The organism is Candidatus Poribacteria bacterium (assembly GCA_026702755.1).
Classification (GTDB): Bacteria; Poribacteria; WGA-4E; order WGA-4E; family WGA-3G; genus WGA-3G.
Map to the genome: position 1 here is coordinate 38,729 of JAPPBX010000096.1, position 16,065 is coordinate 54,793.

General features: G+C 46.7%; 12 protein-coding genes. 1 reads left to right on the forward strand and 11 read right to left on the reverse strand.

Features of this window, described 5'->3' with window-relative positions; translation table 11 throughout:
• Window position 1: 1 nt before the first annotated feature.
• Complete coding sequence (gatB, locus tag OXH39_19130) at window positions 2–1,447, reverse strand: Asp-tRNA(Asn)/Glu-tRNA(Gln) amidotransferase subunit GatB (GenBank protein ID MCY3552574.1); 1,446 nt, start codon at window positions 1,445–1,447, stop codon at window positions 2–4.
• A gap of 170 nt (window positions 1,448–1,617) precedes the next feature.
• On the reverse strand, window positions 1,618–2,391 hold the full coding sequence (locus OXH39_19135; protein ID MCY3552575.1) for an aldo/keto reductase: 774 nt from the start codon (window positions 2,389–2,391) through the stop codon (window positions 1,618–1,620).
• 318 nt (window positions 2,392–2,709) lie between these two features.
• Between OXH39_19135 and OXH39_19140 the strand changes: the two genes are divergently transcribed.
• On the forward strand, window positions 2,710–4,932 hold the full coding sequence (locus OXH39_19140) for a transglycosylase SLT domain-containing protein (GenBank protein ID MCY3552576.1): 2,223 nt from the start codon (window positions 2,710–2,712) through the stop codon (window positions 4,930–4,932).
• A gap of 32 nt (window positions 4,933–4,964) precedes the next feature.
• Here OXH39_19140 and nadB read toward each other — a convergent pair whose 3' ends face one another.
• The 9 genes from nadB to OXH39_19185 all read right to left on the reverse strand — a co-directional run bounded on the left by nadB (window position 4,965) and on the right by OXH39_19185 (window position 15,947).
• The gene (gene nadB, locus OXH39_19145; GenBank protein MCY3552577.1) at window positions 4,965–6,647 is read right to left on the reverse strand and encodes an L-aspartate oxidase; all 1,683 of its coding nucleotides are present in this window, start codon (window positions 6,645–6,647) and stop codon (window positions 4,965–4,967) included.
• Window positions 6,648–6,807: 160 nt separating this feature from the next.
• Window positions 6,808–7,239 (reverse strand): PaaI family thioesterase, encoded by a 432-nt coding sequence (locus tag OXH39_19150; protein ID MCY3552578.1) that lies wholly within the window; start codon window positions 7,237–7,239, stop codon window positions 6,808–6,810.
• Window positions 7,229–9,895 (reverse strand): valine--tRNA ligase, encoded by a 2,667-nt coding sequence (locus OXH39_19155; protein MCY3552579.1) that lies wholly within the window; start codon window positions 9,893–9,895, stop codon window positions 7,229–7,231. Before OXH39_19155 ends, OXH39_19150 begins: the two co-directional genes overlap by 11 nt.
• Before the next feature lie 226 nt (window positions 9,896–10,121).
• Complete coding sequence (raiA, locus tag OXH39_19160; GenBank protein MCY3552580.1) at window positions 10,122–10,679, reverse strand: ribosome-associated translation inhibitor RaiA; 558 nt, start codon at window positions 10,677–10,679, stop codon at window positions 10,122–10,124.
• 70 nt (window positions 10,680–10,749) lie between these two features.
• Complete coding sequence (locus tag OXH39_19165) at window positions 10,750–12,663, reverse strand: hypothetical protein (GenBank protein MCY3552581.1); 1,914 nt, start codon at window positions 12,661–12,663, stop codon at window positions 10,750–10,752.
• Window positions 12,664–12,730: 67 nt separating this feature from the next.
• On the reverse strand, window positions 12,731–13,501 hold the full coding sequence (gene lptB / locus OXH39_19170) for an LPS export ABC transporter ATP-binding protein (GenBank protein MCY3552582.1): 771 nt from the start codon (window positions 13,499–13,501) through the stop codon (window positions 12,731–12,733).
• 107 nt (window positions 13,502–13,608) lie between these two features.
• The gene (locus OXH39_19175) at window positions 13,609–14,538 is read right to left on the reverse strand and encodes a hypothetical protein (GenBank protein MCY3552583.1); all 930 of its coding nucleotides are present in this window, start codon (window positions 14,536–14,538) and stop codon (window positions 13,609–13,611) included.
• Window positions 14,504–15,145 carry an LPS export ABC transporter periplasmic protein LptC gene (gene lptC, locus OXH39_19180; protein ID MCY3552584.1) on the reverse strand — a complete coding sequence of 214 codons (642 nt, stop codon included), beginning with the start codon at window positions 15,143–15,145 and terminating at the stop codon, window positions 14,504–14,506. The genes OXH39_19175 and lptC overlap by 35 nt, the downstream gene beginning before the upstream one ends.
• Window positions 15,075–15,947 carry a lysophospholipid acyltransferase family protein gene (locus OXH39_19185; protein ID MCY3552585.1) on the reverse strand — a complete coding sequence of 291 codons (873 nt, stop codon included), beginning with the start codon at window positions 15,945–15,947 and terminating at the stop codon, window positions 15,075–15,077. Before OXH39_19185 ends, lptC begins: the two co-directional genes overlap by 71 nt.
• Between the last annotated feature and the right edge of the window lie 118 nt (window positions 15,948–16,065).

Consider the following 16,065-nt stretch of genomic DNA (forward strand, 5'->3'; position numbering starts at 1 on the left):
CTCAATCTGTCGATAAAACCCGCGCCAAAATCTGATTCACGAGTTGTGGGTTCGCCTTTCCGCGAGTGGCACGCATCACCTGACCTACAAGAAATCCAATCGCTTTTTTCGTGCCGTCTCGGTAATCTTGGGCGGGACCGGGGTTTTCCTCTACAACTTGTAAGACGATCGCTTCTATTTCCGAGGTATCCGTAATCTGCGCTAACCCTTTTTCCGAAACAATCTCTTTCGGCATTTTGCCTGACGCAAATGCGTCGTCAAGCACGGATTTAGCGATTTTACCGCTGATGGTCGCATCTTCGATTAACTGGATGAGTTCATTGAGGTGTGCTGGCGTAACCTTTGAGTCTTGAATCTCAATTTCCACCGTGTTAAGTAGACGTGTCAAGTCTCCCATCATCCAGTTTGCACAGGCGTTAGGTTCACCACTGAGTTGGGCAGCTTCGTCAAAGAACTCAGCGAGTTGTCGGGTACTGGTCAGGAATTCGGCGTTTTCGGACGAGATGTCGTAGTCTGAAATGAAACGCTCTCGGCGGGCAGCGGGGAGTTCGGGGAGTGTTGGCTGAATTTCCTCAACCCATTCGTCTCTTATTTCGACATGGACGAGATCCGGTTCAGGGAAGTAGCGGTAATCGTCCGCTTCTTCCTTACCACGCATCGCAACGGTTTTGCCCGTACTTGCGTCAAACAGGAGTGTCTCTTGGACAACTTCCTCACCTGCATCTAAAATTCGCGCCTGCCGTTTTACCTCGTACTCCATTGCTTCGATCAACTTTTGGAATGAGTTTTTATTCTTAATCTCTGTGCGTGTACCGAGTTCTTTACTGCCCTTGGGTCGCAGGGAGAGATTCGGCTCGCATCGCAGGCTTCCCTCTTCCATGTTGCAGTCGCTGACTTCAATATATTCTAAAATTTCCTTAACAGCACGGCAATAGGCAATAGCCTCTTCGGGAGAGTGGAGTTCCGGTTCACTGACGATTTCAAGGAGGGGCACCCCAGCACGGTTGAAATCCATAAAACTACGGGTTGGATCGCCAGTGACTTCGGCATGGATGGATTTCCCAGCATCCTCTTCCAAGTGAATTCTACGAAGGGCAACAGTGCGAGTTTCCTCTTCAAATTCAAATGTTACTTGTCCGTTTTGGCACAAAGGGATGTCGTATTGCGAAATTTGGTAGTTCTTCGGCAGGTCAGGATAGAAATAGTTCTTCCGATCAAATTTACTGGAAGCGGTGATTTCACACTCCATCGCCAAGCCTGCGCGAACCGCGAACTCTACCGCGCGTCTATTGATGACCGGTAATGTTCCCGGCATCCCCAAGCAGATCGGGCAGGTGCAATCGTTCGCCGCTGCCCCGAAAGTATAAGCACAATTACAGAAGAGTTTACTCTCTGTGCACAATTCCGCGTGGATTTCCAATCCAATAACTATCTCATATTTTTCCATATTTTTAATTTACCTTGCGGTTCGGTAAGCGTGGATTCAACTGCCCAAGCACCTTTCCGTATATCCGCCCTCCACTGCGTTACGGGCTACGGTATTTGCCGCAGATGCGCCAACCTACTAACTCCGCATCTTTAATGTTCCTTGCGGTTCGGTAAATGTGGATTCAACCTCTAAATACCCTTCTCCGACAGTTCGTTAACGACAGCAACATTCGCTTCCACTTCACTCTCAGAAGTCATACCGATGGTCATCGCGTGTACACATGGAAGCCCCATCACAAATTCAATTGCTTCCCGCTGGCTCTCCGCATCTTGTGCCAGTTTCCCCATACCTAAGACTTTCATACCGTAAATACCCTTGCCAGCAAATGCCATCTGTTCCATTGTTCGGATAACATCAGCAGGCGATGCGTCCATGCTAACCCCGGCGTGATTAATCCGTGCCAACACAACTTCGACCCATTCTGTCATCGCGGAGGTTTGGAACGCACCGTAGTCGTGACAAGATACGCCGTGCGCCCGAATCAATCCCTGTTCCTTACAACGTGCGAGTGCTTCCATAGCATCTGGATAGCGTTGTGGCCAGTCTACCTGCGTGAGACAGTGGAGCAGTACAATATCCACATAATCAGAGCCGATTTCTTTGAGAAATCGCTTTACGTCTGCTTCTACGGTCTCTCGCGTTCGAGATGTAGTTTTTGTGGTGATAGTGACACTCTCACGCGGTAATTCTTTCAGGGCTGCCTTGACGTGTGGGTGACTTCCGTACTGGTCGGCGGAATCCCAAAACTTTACACCTTTTTCATAAGAAAACAGCAATAGGTCCCGGAACGTTTCAAATCCTAAATCTGTCTGATTTGAACGACCATTCCAACCATTTGATCCGGTTCCAATTGAAAGCCGTGAAACGTTTAAACCTGTTTTTCCTAATGCTACAATTTCCATTGCGATTTCTCCTTTATTTCAAGGGACAATTTGGTTAACTGCAGTAAGTATAACATAATATATCCAATTTGACAACCGAATTTATAAAATTCGCAGGTTCACTTAGTTCTCCATATTTTTGCTGGTTTGTTCACTTTTTTGTTGCTTTTCGTCTTTAAGAAACGTTACAATATCATTATGATAATGGAGTCAAGAAAAATCTATGTTCATTTCAATTGAATCCGCAGGAACTGACATGAGGAGGACCCAAAAAAGGGCGAAATGAAATATTTGAAGTTTTTTCGCAGAAACCGAATACGATCCAGCAGAAAAATAGGTTTGAGTGCTGCGTTAGATACTATCATAATCCAAAAGTTTTTTTTAGGTTTGCTCGCGCTGGTTTACGGCTGCTTATCCATCGGAATATCGGTTTCAGCTGATGAGGTTCGTAGTGCTGCATGGCAAGAGGCTTTCGCATTGGTTGATAAAGGTAACCGCAGAAAAGCAGTCCTGAAACTGGAGGCTTTATTGCAAACCGACTTGTCTGAGTCAGAAAAGCTTGAAATTCATCATGCACTCGGCTATAACTATGAGAAGCTTCGGAACCGTCCGAAAGCGGTTGGTCACTACGCACGAGTTGCCACGCGGAGTTATCCGCTGGCGGATTATGCTGTTTATCGCTTAGCAAAACTTTACGAAGATATGAATAACAACACGCGGGCGATAAAGTGGTACGCGCAGCTTGTTGAAGATTATCCTACAAGTTTTTATCTCTTAAAGGCAAAGTGGGCTTTATCGCAGCTGCATCTGGAGCAGAAAAAGTATGCGGCGGCGAAACCACACTTGGTGGATCTCGTCGATCATCCACACTATGCGAGAGCGGTCAACTTCGGCTTGGCACGCTGTAATGAAGAATTTGGTGACATTTCCGCAGCGTTCGAGGCTTATCGCGAACTTATTACAGAGAAACACTCCGATGGTGTCGCAGAGGAGGCACTCGGTCGACTCAAACAACTTGTGAGGACCAATAAAACTCTAAAGCTTACTCCGACGGATCGGCTTAATTGTGGTTTAGTCTTTTTTTCTCATAAGCAGTGGCGGGCTGCCGTGGCAGAATTGGAATTAATTCCTAAAACTGTGGAGTTCAATCTACGAGCACATGCGCTCTATCTTATCGGACAGAGTTATCAGGGACGAAAGTGGTATAATACAGCGATTAAGAGGTTTGAGGCTGTGATTGCACTGGGTGATAAGAATAAGTATATTACGCGTGCTACTTATCAAATAGCTCAATGTTATCGTCGGAAAGGACATATTAGAACTGCTATTACTCGACTTGAGAATTTTGTGAAGACTTATGCTTGGAGTGAGTTAGTGGATGATGCATTGTACGATATTGCACAGCTCCGCGAAAAGCAGGGCAAATCGGAGTTAGCACTTGATGCGTATTCACGCTTGATTAAGGTCGCACCTAAGAGTCCTTACGCGGATGTTGCCGCATGGCGAACCGGTTGGAAGCGTTTTGACGAGCGTCGTTATGAAGAAAGTTACAATGCGTTCAAGGTGTTGAAAGAAAACTTCCCCGGAAATCGCTATGCGATGGGCGCGCACTTTTGGATGGCGAAGATCCGCGAACGTCAAAACAAGCCTGCCCTTGCACACAAGTTGTATAAAGAAGTCGCAGAGGCGGATTATTGGTACTACACAGCAAGGGCGAAGGTGATCTTGGATATTTCTATACCTGCGTTAGATCCAAAAGCCGTTCAGGATGCAAAATTGCCAGCACGTGCGGAATGCCCACCACAGGTGTCAGTGTTGATGGAACTTCGGCTCTATGACGACGCAATCACACAATTGAACGAACATATCAATACAACTCCGCTCTCCGAACGAAAGTGTTTTTATGATTTGATCACCTGTTATGAGGGACTCGCGATGTACGATAAAGCGAGAAAAGCAACGGAACAGTCCCTTAAAAACCCTGCTTTTGCAAATGCAACGCGTGTGGATTTAGAGACCCTTCAGCAGAAACTCTATCCACGCTACTATGCTGATACGGTTGAAAAATATGCGAAATTATATAACGTAGACACTTTCTTAGTTGCCGCAATGATTCTGGAAGAGAGTCGATACAATGCAGCGGCAGTTAGTTGGGCAGGCGCGATTGGACTGATGCAGATTATGCCAGCGACTGGAAGGGAGCTCGCACAGCAACTCAAAATTCGTCGCTTCCGAACCTCAATGCTTAAGCAGCCCGATGTTAATATTCGGATGGGGACGAAGTATATAGGAGACCTCAACTCGTGGTTTGATGACAACGCGATGCTCGTAATCGGTGCATATAACGGTGGTCCCGGACGAATGAGACGGTGGGTGAAATCCAAGAATATTAAGGACATTGATGAATTTGTTGAGAAAATTACGATCCGAGAGACCCGACTTCATATCAAGAAGGTCATTGACAGCCACGACCGCTATGTTGCACTTTATGGAAAAACGAAAGAACCGCCTGCCATGAATTCAGCAACGGAAATCGGAGAAAAGCGGTTAGAAGGTTTTTAAAAGTTGTCCCTAAATCGTAACTTCGTGTTTTGCTATAAGGGGATTACTTCTGGTGAGTTATCGTGTGTCATAAGGATACGGTGGTGCCAATTCGTATCGTCTTGTGTCGGACAGTCAGCACGGTAGTGTGCACCGCGACTTTCAGTCCGCATAAGGGCAGATTGTGTTATCATCAAAGCAACATCAAGCATATTAACCGTTTCGATCACCCGGATAGCTGTCATTTCTGGTGCTGCTCGCACCTCTTCTAAATGCACCGCTAAATCTTCCAATTCGGCGAGGGTTTGTCTTAAACCTTCGCCGTTTCGTTCAATACTCACATTTTCCCAGAGCGTTTCCTGGATCACATCCTTTACCGCTTCTATAGAATAGTTATCGGTTTTCAGTTTTCGGTTATCAGTTAAAGAATCTCTCGTGGCAGCTCCAGCCGCGTCTTGTAACTGACGACTGATAACTGATGGCTGATGACTATTTGCAAAAGTTGCTGCGTTTGTACCAGCGCGGGTCCCATAAACGAGGCATTCCAGCAGAGAGTTGCTCGCCAAACGGTTTGCCCCGTGCACGCCAGTGCATGCCACTTCACCACACGCGTAAAGCCCTTTAAGGTTCGTTTCTGTATCGGTATTCGTGCGGATGCCACCCATCATAAAGTGAGCACCGGGACGGACGGGAATTAAGTCAATGCTTATATCTAATCCGTAGCGTTTGGTAGTATCAGAGATGGTTGGAAATCGCTCGTGGATAAACTCGGCAGGTTTGTCGGTGATGTCAAGGTAGACGCATGGGAATGCAGTCAACTCCATCTCTTTCTGGTTGGCACGGCTAACGACATCACGTGGTGCGAGTTCGCCTTTTTCGTGATATTTCTCCATAAAGCGTTCACCACGAATGTTAATGAGTCGGCCACCTTCACCACGGACCGCTTCAGAGATTAAGAAGTTGGGGGCACCATCTAAGTAGAGCGTCGTTGGATGGAACTGAACGAATTCCATATCAACCATTTCGCATCCAGCGCGCCATGCTGCAGCGAATCCATCGCCTGTTGCCACTTTTGGGTTAGAGGTACAGGGATAGACACGTCCGAGACCACCAGTCGCGAGTATTGTGGCTTTCGCACGAATACAAACGACTTCTTCTTCTACAATTGCAGTAACACCGTAGCATGTAACAGGTTCTCCACGCTCCTTTGCAACGTCTGCATCCGTTAAAAGGTCAATAGCAAATGTGTTTTGCAGGACATGAATGCGTTCAGTGTTAAGGACACGCTGAATGAGAACATCCGTTGTTTCGCGTCCGGTTGCGTCCCCTTTGTGGACGATACGGCGACGACTGTGCGCGGCTTCTTGCGTGAAGCGCGGGAGCGTACCTTCCCAATCAAAGTTTGCACCCCAATCTAAAAGTTCGGCGACGCGTGGAATGCCTTCAGATACCATCATCTCAACAGCTTCAACATCACAGAGTCCAGCACCTGCATCGCAGGTGTCCTTTATGTGCAAGGCGATCGTGTCATCAAGATTCATGGCAACTGCGATACCGCCTTGGGCGTAGTGTGTGTTGCTCTCTGTCAGCGTAGTTTTGGTGATTAACGTCACATTCGCATGCTCACTCGCAGCAAGAGCAGCACGTAACCCTGCAGCACCGCTACCGATGATGAGAACATCCGTGTCCCAATTTGGATGCCCTTTTGGATTCATCGCAGATGTTGAATTTTCCATAAGTTTCTTTGATAGACAGGTAAACCTCGCAATCAGTCGTCAGTTAAACGTGTGGTCCTCGCAGACGTTTTCAATTCCACAAATGGGTTACTGAAAACTGATAATTATTCCGCAAAAGTGTTTCTTCAACTTTTCTGTTGCACTTTTTTCAGGTAGACGCTTATGGCGTTGGTGAGTGAGGTGCGAAACTCTCACCAACCGGTACGACCTTACCAGTACCCGTAGCAATGAGGGTACCATCACTGAGTGTCACCTCTGCTTTCGCCTCGACTAACCTTTTGGAAACCTTAATACGCTGTGCACATACATGGAGTTTCACACCGGTTGGTGATGGTTTGCGAAAACGGACTTCAAGTTGTGCTGTTACCGCGGGTTGATCAAAGGTGCCTATTCCGACATAAGTAATCGCTTCATCTAATAGCGTGCTGAGGATGCCGCCGTGTAGAATATTTGCCCAACCTTGTAAATGTTCATTGGGCGTACATTCAATGCGAACAGATGCCCCGCCATCTATAATTTCAGGTTTCACCTGAAAGCCGAACGGATTTTTCATGCCGCAAACAAAGCAGTTGTCATTGTTTTCAATCGCCATTTTCACTTCCTGATTCGGTGAGCATTGTGAGGCTCCGTGCTAATTTTTCCTGCTCCATCATTAGCCGCGCGAGTTGCGCTCTTTTTTGTTCGACAACTTTTTCGGGGGCGCGCTGAATGAAGTTTGGGTTATCTAAAGTCTTCTGTGCTGCTGCAACGTCTTTAACTGCCTGTTGATGCCGTTTGCTGAGTCTCGCGTATTCCGCCTCCAAATCAATGATGTCAGCAAGGGGAATATAGATGGCAAGCTCACCGATCACTGCTTCCGCTGAGGCAGTGGGTTTCGGCAGTGATTCGGCGATAGTAATGTCTGCTACTTTTGTGAAAGCGGGCAAGTACCGTGCGAGATATGTTTCCAGGCGTTGACGCACCTCAGCCTCTGGTGATTGGATGTGAACGTCTACAGATGCCCCGATTGGAACGTTCAACTCACCTCTAATACTACGAACACTATCAATGACTTCCATTAGCGTAGTCATCGTGGTTTCCGCTGTCGGATTTTCCGCTATCGGTTCTGGCCAAGAGGAAACTGTTACAGAGCCTTCTTCTCTTCCACCACCGTGAGGGAGTTGTTGCCAGATCTCTTCGGTTAAGAAGGGCATGAGCGGGTGAAGGAGTCGCATTGTCTGCTCTAAAACATCGGCGGCTACCCAGAGTGCCTCTGGTTCATCTTGCGCGATCCGCTGTTTGGCGAATTCCAGATACCAATCACAGAATTCATGCCAAAGGAAGGCATAGAGTGTTTGTGCTACTTCATAGAACCGGAAATTTTCAAGGGCATCGGTTGCTGTCTTGATGGTATGGCTAAGACGACTCCGTATCCACGTGATTTCTAATGTTTCCTCTGTAGTTTTCAGAGCTTCCGTTTCTGTAGGAACCGGGTGTTTCTCTAAATTCATCAAAATGAACCGAGCGGCATTCCAAATTTTGTTAGCAAATCGCCTGCCTGCTTCAATCTGAGGTTCTTGAAGCGGGACATAGGGAATTGGGGTGCTTGTGCTTGCGAGTGCGAATCGGAATGCATCTGTTCCGTAGGTGTCAATCGTTTCCAACGGATCGATGCTATTTCCCTTCGATTTGCTCATTTTCTGCCCCTTTTCATCGGCGACAAGCCCGTGTAGATAGACAGTACGGAACGGAACTTCGTCCATACACCCTAATCCTAACATAATCATTCTCGCCACCCAGAAAAATAGAATGTCCCAGCCGCTTACAAGAACGGAGGTCGGATAAAAGGTTTTCAGTTCTTCCGTTTTTTCTGGCCATCCCATTGTAGAGAAGGGCCACAACCCAGAGCTGAACCATGTGTCTAAAACGTCTTCTTCCTGATGAAAATTGGTGGCACCACACTCACATTGCTGAGGAGCTTCCATTGCTGCGACGACTGCCTCACATGCGTTACAATACCATATTGGGAGTCGATGTCCCCACCACCGTTGGCGTGAGATGGGCCACGGCTCGATGTTTTCCATCCAGTGGTAGAAGCGCGCTGTTTCCCGTTCTGGGATAAACTTTACTTCACCTTTTTGGGTTGCTTCAATGGCGCGCTGCGCGAGCGGACGGACATTCATGAACCATTGCAGCGATATAGTGGGTTCGACAATCGTGCCGCACCGATCATGATGTCCAACGGCGTGCCGATGCGGTACAATTTTGACGAGATAATCCGAATCTTGCAAATCTGCAACGACCCGTTTGCGACAATCCCATCGTGCTAAACCGACGTATTTCTCAGGTGCATTTTCGTTTATGTATCCATCTCGTGTGAAAATCGTGAGCTGTTCGAGGTTGTGTCGTCCGCCGATTTCGTAGTCGTTGGTATCGTGCGCGGGTGTAACTTTGAGGGCACCGGTGCCGAATTCTCTATCTACATAAGCGTCTGCGATTATCGGAATTTCTCTGTCACAGAGCGGTAGGAGTGCCGTCTTTCCTATCAGATGTTGGTAGCGTTCATCGTCAGGATGCACAGCAACAGCGGTGTCCCCCAACATCGTTTCTGGACGTGTTGTGGCAATTTCAAGTACGACATCACTGTCCCTGATTGGGTAATGGATGTGATAAAAGTATCCATCTATCTCAATAGGTTCGACCTCAAGGTTACTTAAGACAGTGTTACAATTCGGACACCAGTTTGCCATATAAGTATCGCGATAGATAAGTCCTTGATTGTAAAGCTGAACAAAGGCAGTATTTACTGCTGTAACGAACCCTTCATCATAAGTGAACCGCTCCCGCGCCCAATCGCAGGAGCATCCGATCCGTTGGAGTTGAGAGATAATATAATCGCTAGTTTCCGCTTTCCACTGCCACATCCGTTCGACAAACTTTTCTCTGCCGAGCGCGATCCTACTGGTGCCTTCATCAACGAGATTTCGCTCCATGATGAGCTCAGTCATGATACCTGCGTGATCGGTACCGGGCATCCAGAGCGTGTTATACCCTTGCATGCGCCGCCATCGGATGAGGCAATCCTGGAGTGTATTATCAAGCGCGTGCCCAATGTGTAGGCTGCCCGTAATATTCGGTGGCGGGATCACGATCGCGTAAGGCGGTTTTTCAGAAGTCGCCTCCGCGTGGAAGTAGCCGTTTTTCTGCCAAAATTGGTACCATTTCCCCTCAATTTCCTGAGGGGTATAGGTTTTCGGAAGATTTGTCATTTTTTTAGTTGTCAGTTATCGGTTAAGAGATTTTCGTTTAAGAACGGTTCCTCTTAGAACTGATAATTGATAACCATTCCTCATATTTGCAGTTTTTAGTTTGCCTCGCAATGAGAGTTGTCCGTTAAAAGTGGTTTGTAACAATTGATCGCTGCCCTGAAATATGTAGGGGTTGGGTTTCCCAACCCGTGCGGGCGAGGTGACCTCGCCCCTACAGAGATAACCATTAGGCAAAGAGGGGTTCTACCCACCCGTATTTTCCCTTTTCCATTTCATAGAGTAGATTTACCTGTCGAGTTTCAGCGTTTAAAAAAAGAAGAAAGTCCGAATTTGAGGCTTGAAGTTCCATTGTCGCTTCTGCTACAGTCAGGGGTTTCGACGCAAATTTGTCTTGTGTTGACACAACAACCGGGGCATCATCAGTATCAACTTCTGGCAATGTTTCTTCCATGTTTGGATTGAGTCGCTCCACCACTTCTCGGTGCGGTGCGTTATGTCGTCTGTCTTTCACTCTATCCCTGTATCGTCGGATCTGGCTGACGATCTTATCTGTAACGCTGTCCAATGCAGATAAAATCTCATGTGTCTCGCTTTTTGCATAGAACGATACGCGTGGCGCTGTCACTATCATCTCAGCATCAAAACGATGCTTCTCGGATTTAAGCACCACATTTAGTTCCTGCATCCCGTCGAAACGTGATTCGATTTTATCGGCACGCTTGAGGATGTATGCGTGAATGTCATCGGTAATCTTTAAGTTATGTCCGGAGTACGTTACTTTCATTTCAAGCCTCCTATTTTTTCTTTTATGAATAATTTGAAAAAATGAATCCCTGCTTGTAGGGAATCTGAAATCAGCCAGCACGGGGGCTATCGGGTGAAGCAGACCTTTCACGTGATGTAGGAATGCCTAATTCGTCCCGATATTTTTGGACAGTTCGCCTCGCGAGCAAAATACCCTTCGCCTTCAAGGCGTTACTAATTGCCTGGTCGCTCAGTGGTTTCTTCGGTGCCTCAGCACCAACCATCTCTTGAATGAGGTTTTTCACCTGTTTGGCGGAGACACCTTCTCCTTGTGTAGTTGCCAATTCATTGCTGAAGAAAAATCGGAGTGGGTACATGCCGTGTGGAGTTTGCACGTATTTGTTGCTTGTTACCCGGCTAACTGTTGACTCGTGAATGCCTACTTTTTGAGCGATGGTTCTCAGCGTTAGGGGTTTAATACTTTTAGCACCCTGTGTTAGGAATTCCGCTTGCACCTCAAAAATCGCTTCGGTGACTCGGGTGATTGTGCTGCCTCGCTGAGCGAGACTGTTGAGCAAATTTGAGGCATCACGATACCGCTTTTCTATCCATCCTTTTGTCTCCGCGTCTAAGGTATCTTGACGGTTCCGCATCAAATTCAGATAATAAGGATTCATCTGTAAGCGTGGTATGTAACTGTCAACAGAGATGGCTTGATATTTCCCGTTAAGGTATTGTATCTCCACGTCCGGTGTGGCGAACTCTGTAACGGAGGATTTTCTGAACGAGCGAGTTGTTGGATCAGTGAAGTAGCGACCCGGATAAGGCGATAGTTTGCCTATCCACTTTGCGACTGTATCAATCACTGTGAGGTCAACTTTTAGCGTTTCCGCTATGCAATCCCATTGCTGATTCAAAAAGGCATCGTAATGATTTTCAATGACTTCTCGGGCAAGGCACTGCAAAGGCACATTTTTATGTAAAAAATCACGCGGTGCGTTACATTCTACTATAGGGGTTGTATTGTTCTCTGCTTCGACCACATCAGAAATCTGCAAGTCGTACGCTATATCCACTCCTTCTTCTGGCTTCCGGTTGCGGATCTGGATGATCAGTGCTTCCCTAACATCTCGATGTGCTATACCGAGGGGTTCAAAGGTATCTTGTATCTTACGAAGGACAGTTTCAACGAGTTGCGTATCACACCCAACTGCTTCGGCGATGTCCTCCAATGTCAGTTGATAGAAGTTAAGGGCTGCTTTGTAGGGAATTGGTGTCTGTTCGTATAGAATCGTATACGTTTTTTTATTCTCTGGATCGTTAATTTTCCACGCGCGATTCGGGCATACACCTCCGTTTTCTATGGAGATGTACCCGGTATTTTTCACGGTAATTGTGGCATCTGTTGAGAATTGGATGTCCCTGTTGCCTGTGGTCGTTTGTAAATTTTTCTGAATAACCCTATGCAGTTCCGGCGAAAGGTTTTCTTGATCCAGTTCTGTCAGGAATTCGCACGGGATTTGAAACAATTTGAGTTCCAATTTCCCGTCATCGTTTAGATTTCCGAGAATCTGTTCCCCAATGGCGCGTTCCGTTTCTGATCCTATAATGTGGAGAGGGGCAAGTTCTAATTGTTCGGCGAGATGATCGTATAGCGAGCATTCGTATGGTAACTCTGATAGTGATTCCTCGTCAGCGTCTGAGTATCTGGAGTTCGTCCCTTCACTAAGGGACACACGGTCTTCAAAAGCAGCTTCCCAGTCGATATCAATGGTACTATCTTCGCGATCAATATCTTCTTCCGGTTCACTCCATTCGAGTGCCGGATCGAATTCCTCAGCGGTCGGTGCTGTTTCATCGTCTTCTTCGAGTTCGAGGAATGGATTCTGTTCGAGTTCTTGGGCGACGAAATGTTTCAGTTCCTGCAGCGGCATGTTCAGCACTTTAAGTGCCTGTTGTAACCTCGGTGTAATAGACTTCTTCTGCGTCAGTTGAGGGGTTTGGGTAAGTTGCGCTTTGTACATTTCATCAAATCTCCCGATTATCAGTTATCGGTTTTCAGAAAGGGAATCCTCTCTGAGTAATAACTAACTAATAATCTGTCGATGTTCCAGGAGCGTTGCTACCCAGCCGATAGGAGAAATTGTGTCCAAAATAGAGATCTCTTGCAGTCTCACTGTTTATGAGTTCCATAGGCGTTCCGGTAAGGGTAATTTTTCCGTCAACAATGATGTATGCCCTATCAACAATGTCAAGAGTTTCAGCGGCATTATGGTCCGTAATAAGTACCCCCAAGTTGCGGTCACGCAAATGTGCAATGAGCTGCTTAATGTCAGCGACAGCAATCGGATCTATTCCAGAAAGCGGTTCATCAAGTAAAATGAAATCGGGTTGTGCAGCGAGGGCTCGTGCTATCTCTGCCCGACGACACTCACCCCCTGAAAGCGTATATGCTTTGCGTGATAAAAGATTTGAAATACCGAGTTCGTCTGTCAATTCACGGATACGAGGCTCCCGTTCTGATTTCGGTACGCCTTGTACTTCGAGAATCGCCTCAATGTTTTGTTGAACCGTCAGTTTACGGAAAATTGATGTCTCTTGTGCAAGGTAGCCGATGCCGAGTCTCGCGCGTTTATACATAGGGTAGAAGGTGATGTCCTTATTGTCATAAGTGATCCTACCAGCATTCGGACGGATCAACCCTACAACCATGTAAAATGTGGTCGATTTTCCGGCACCGTTGGGACCGAGTAAACCGACGACTTCGCCCTGCTGGACTGACAGGCTTACCTCGTTAACAACGATGGGACCACGTCGTGTATAACGTTTTACGAGTCTGTGTGCTTGTAATTCTATTGTCATGATTTTTTTAAGAGTTATCGGTTTTCAGTTTTCAGTTAAGAGATTTGCGTTTAACACGGGAAATCCACAAAAACACCTTCTTGTCACTGACAACCATTCCTTATATCTTAATTATCTTCAGATTCTTCCGTTTCGGTGTTTGAATCTGCGTCATCAGGATTTTCAGCATCCGTATCAGTTTCTTCTTCCGAATTCATATCCTCAGAGTTGCCAGCATCTGCATCGGATTCTTCTTCTTCTGCATCACCTTCAGCAGTGTTGGTCTCAGTGTCGATGTCTTCTTGAGTCTGATCTCCAGTTTCTTCAGGAGCAGTTGTAGAAGTTTCTTCTTCGCTGGTCTCTGCGCCACTCTCAGTGTTTTCGGTTTCTTCTGTAGTTACCGGTGCTGCTTGTGTAACAGTAACCTTAAATTTGACATCGCCCTCAGCAGTCTGTTTTCCTGTTATCCGATTGAAAGTAAAGAATTTAGTTTCGAGCCGGTCCTTATTTTGTAAGACGACGACGTTATCTTTAAGGATAATAGTACTTGTGAGGTTGTCCATGGTAGCGTGGTCACAGGTAGCAAAGATATCTTGATCGCGGATTTCTACATTGCCCTCAGCGACGATTTCTTTTGTATCTCCGGTTTCTAAGTCACGCTTGAGGGTGATTCTGTCGGCGTTGAGAAACCCGATCTCAATTCCCTGCTCGTTACGCCGAACCGTCTTGGCTTCGCCAATAAGAATCGTTATGCCTTCCTGCTCGTAACTTTCCATCCTTTTCGAGGTGCCGGTGATTATTTCTTTCGCCATTTCTACTGGAGCACCGGTAACTTCAGCAGCACCGGTTTCTTGTTCAGTGTTCTCTGTGGTTGGCGTTCCCACACTGCTGGCTGAAGAAGATTCTTCCGTTGCCGTGTCCTCCGCGGCGAGAGTCAGGGAGACAAGACAGACAAAAAGGGTTAGGAAACCGATATATGTGCAAAGATTACAAAATTTGCGAAATTGAGATATGTGTTCGTACCTACTCTGGTTCAGTTGGGGTTTTATGGTGTTCATGCGTTTTCTCATCTTTTGAGTGAAGTTTGAATTGATTGTTTTTCATTTCTACGGTTTCCAGGGTCGGATTTGCGTACATTTCTACACCGACCCAAGTGGAATCTCCGCGTACGAGTGTCGCTTCGTCAGGAGCGTATAGTCTGCCCATCCGGTTTTGCCAATGGAGTGTATCGGTATACAAGGTGCCATCTTTACCGATACCGACGACGTTACCTGAGAGGTGCAGATTGTCCTTTTTGCCACCCGTGAGAAATTGTTTGCCTTTCTGGCTACTCACAGTGATAGAAACGGCACCATTTTCAAAAATTTCGACAGTCGGGTTTTCCACTTCAATGTAACTTCCATGGAACGTTGAAGCGTCTCCGACAAGTGTCCATTTAATAATGCCTGCCTCGGTGTGTTGCGTAGAAAACCCTTCCAATTTCTGTGTTGGAACCGCTTCTACAGATTCGTCAGTTACACTGACCGGGATGTCTGTGTTTTTACAACAAATTACGCAAAGTAGCAGACAAACGGACAACCACGCGCCGATCTTGCTAAGGTTGTGTTTTCCACCGTCGATGCATCCAAATCCACTGCGCTGGGTATTGTCGAATGTAAGATTCAATGATTTTTGTGAATCTCTGTGTATTGATAACAAGATCTTTCTCTTTCGTATCTGTCCGTTTCAACGCCAAGGGTGGTTCAATAATTGCGCGGTGTGAGCCATTGGGTTGACGAATAATAAACGTTGGCAGTATCGCCGCCCCTGTTTTGAGGGCAATAGCAACTGGGCTATACGGCGTATAGGCGTGTCGACCGAAAAAATCGACAAAAACGCCGTTCACGGCTGTATCTACATCGGCAACGATTCCAAGCAATTCGTTACGCTTGAGACACCGAAGGGCATGGCGTACCCCTGTATCTCGATCAATAGTAGCATATCCCGCTTTCTCTCGGTAACTGGAGACCAAGGCGTTCAAACGAGGCGAACGCAATTCACGAACAATAGGCGTGAGAGGAGCAACTGTGGCGGAAATACTCGCAGCGAGAAGTTCCCAATTCCCAAAATGCCCAGTTAGAATGATTGCCCCTTTCCCTTTTGCAAGCGCTTGCTCCACATGTTCAGTCCCTTCAAAAGTAACATATCGTTGAATCTGCTGCTTGTCTAAGCGTGGGAACTGCATGAACTCTATGACAGTTTTCCCTAAGTTTTTGAAGCACTGTTTTGCTATTGCTTTGACCCTGCGTTCGTCCACGAGCATCAAGCTGCACCTTAAATGTTCACATGTCAATTTTCTTTGCTGGGATGCCAGCCGAAATATGAAAGCACCTAACCATCCACCCATAGTCAGTGTTACTGGGCGCGGCAGTCGAGACACACAGAATCCGATCAATTTGGCAGCAAACTCATAACACCAGTCTTTCATCAGTTAAATAGTATACTAAATTTCTGGCAAAATTACAAAGAAAAATGCAAAGCAACCCAAATCCTTCCGCATACACGGCAGAATTTGATATTTTGTTGCATTACAAGTAGATTTCCTT

Excerpts from the sequence above, each read along its gene's own strand:
- gatB (MCY3552574.1), bottom strand. The coding sequence starts at position 1,447 with ATGGAAAAATATGAGATAGTTATTGGATTGGAAATCCACGCGGAATTG.
- OXH39_19135 (MCY3552575.1), bottom strand. The coding sequence starts at position 2,391 with ATGGAAATTGTAGCATTAGGAAAAACAGGTTTAAACGTTTCACGGCTT.
- nadB (MCY3552577.1), bottom strand. The coding sequence starts at position 6,647 with ATGGAAAATTCAACATCTGCGATGAATCCAAAAGGGCATCCAAATTGG.
- OXH39_19150 (MCY3552578.1), bottom strand. The coding sequence starts at position 7,239 with ATGGCGATTGAAAACAATGACAACTGCTTTGTTTGCGGCATGAAAAAT.
- OXH39_19155 (MCY3552579.1), bottom strand. The coding sequence starts at position 9,895 with ATGACAAATCTTCCGAAAACCTATACCCCTCAGGAAATTGAGGGGAAA.
- raiA (MCY3552580.1), bottom strand. The coding sequence starts at position 10,679 with ATGAAAGTAACGTACTCCGGACATAACTTAAAGATTACCGATGACATT.
- OXH39_19165 (MCY3552581.1), bottom strand. The coding sequence starts at position 12,663 with ATGTACAAAGCGCAACTTACCCAAACCCCTCAACTGACGCAGAAGAAG.
- lptB (MCY3552582.1), bottom strand. The coding sequence starts at position 13,501 with ATGACAATAGAATTACAAGCACACAGACTCGTAAAACGTTATACACGA.
- OXH39_19175 (MCY3552583.1), bottom strand. The coding sequence starts at position 14,538 with ATGAACACCATAAAACCCCAACTGAACCAGAGTAGGTACGAACACATA.
- OXH39_19185 (MCY3552585.1), bottom strand. The coding sequence starts at position 15,947 with ATGAAAGACTGGTGTTATGAGTTTGCTGCCAAATTGATCGGATTCTGT.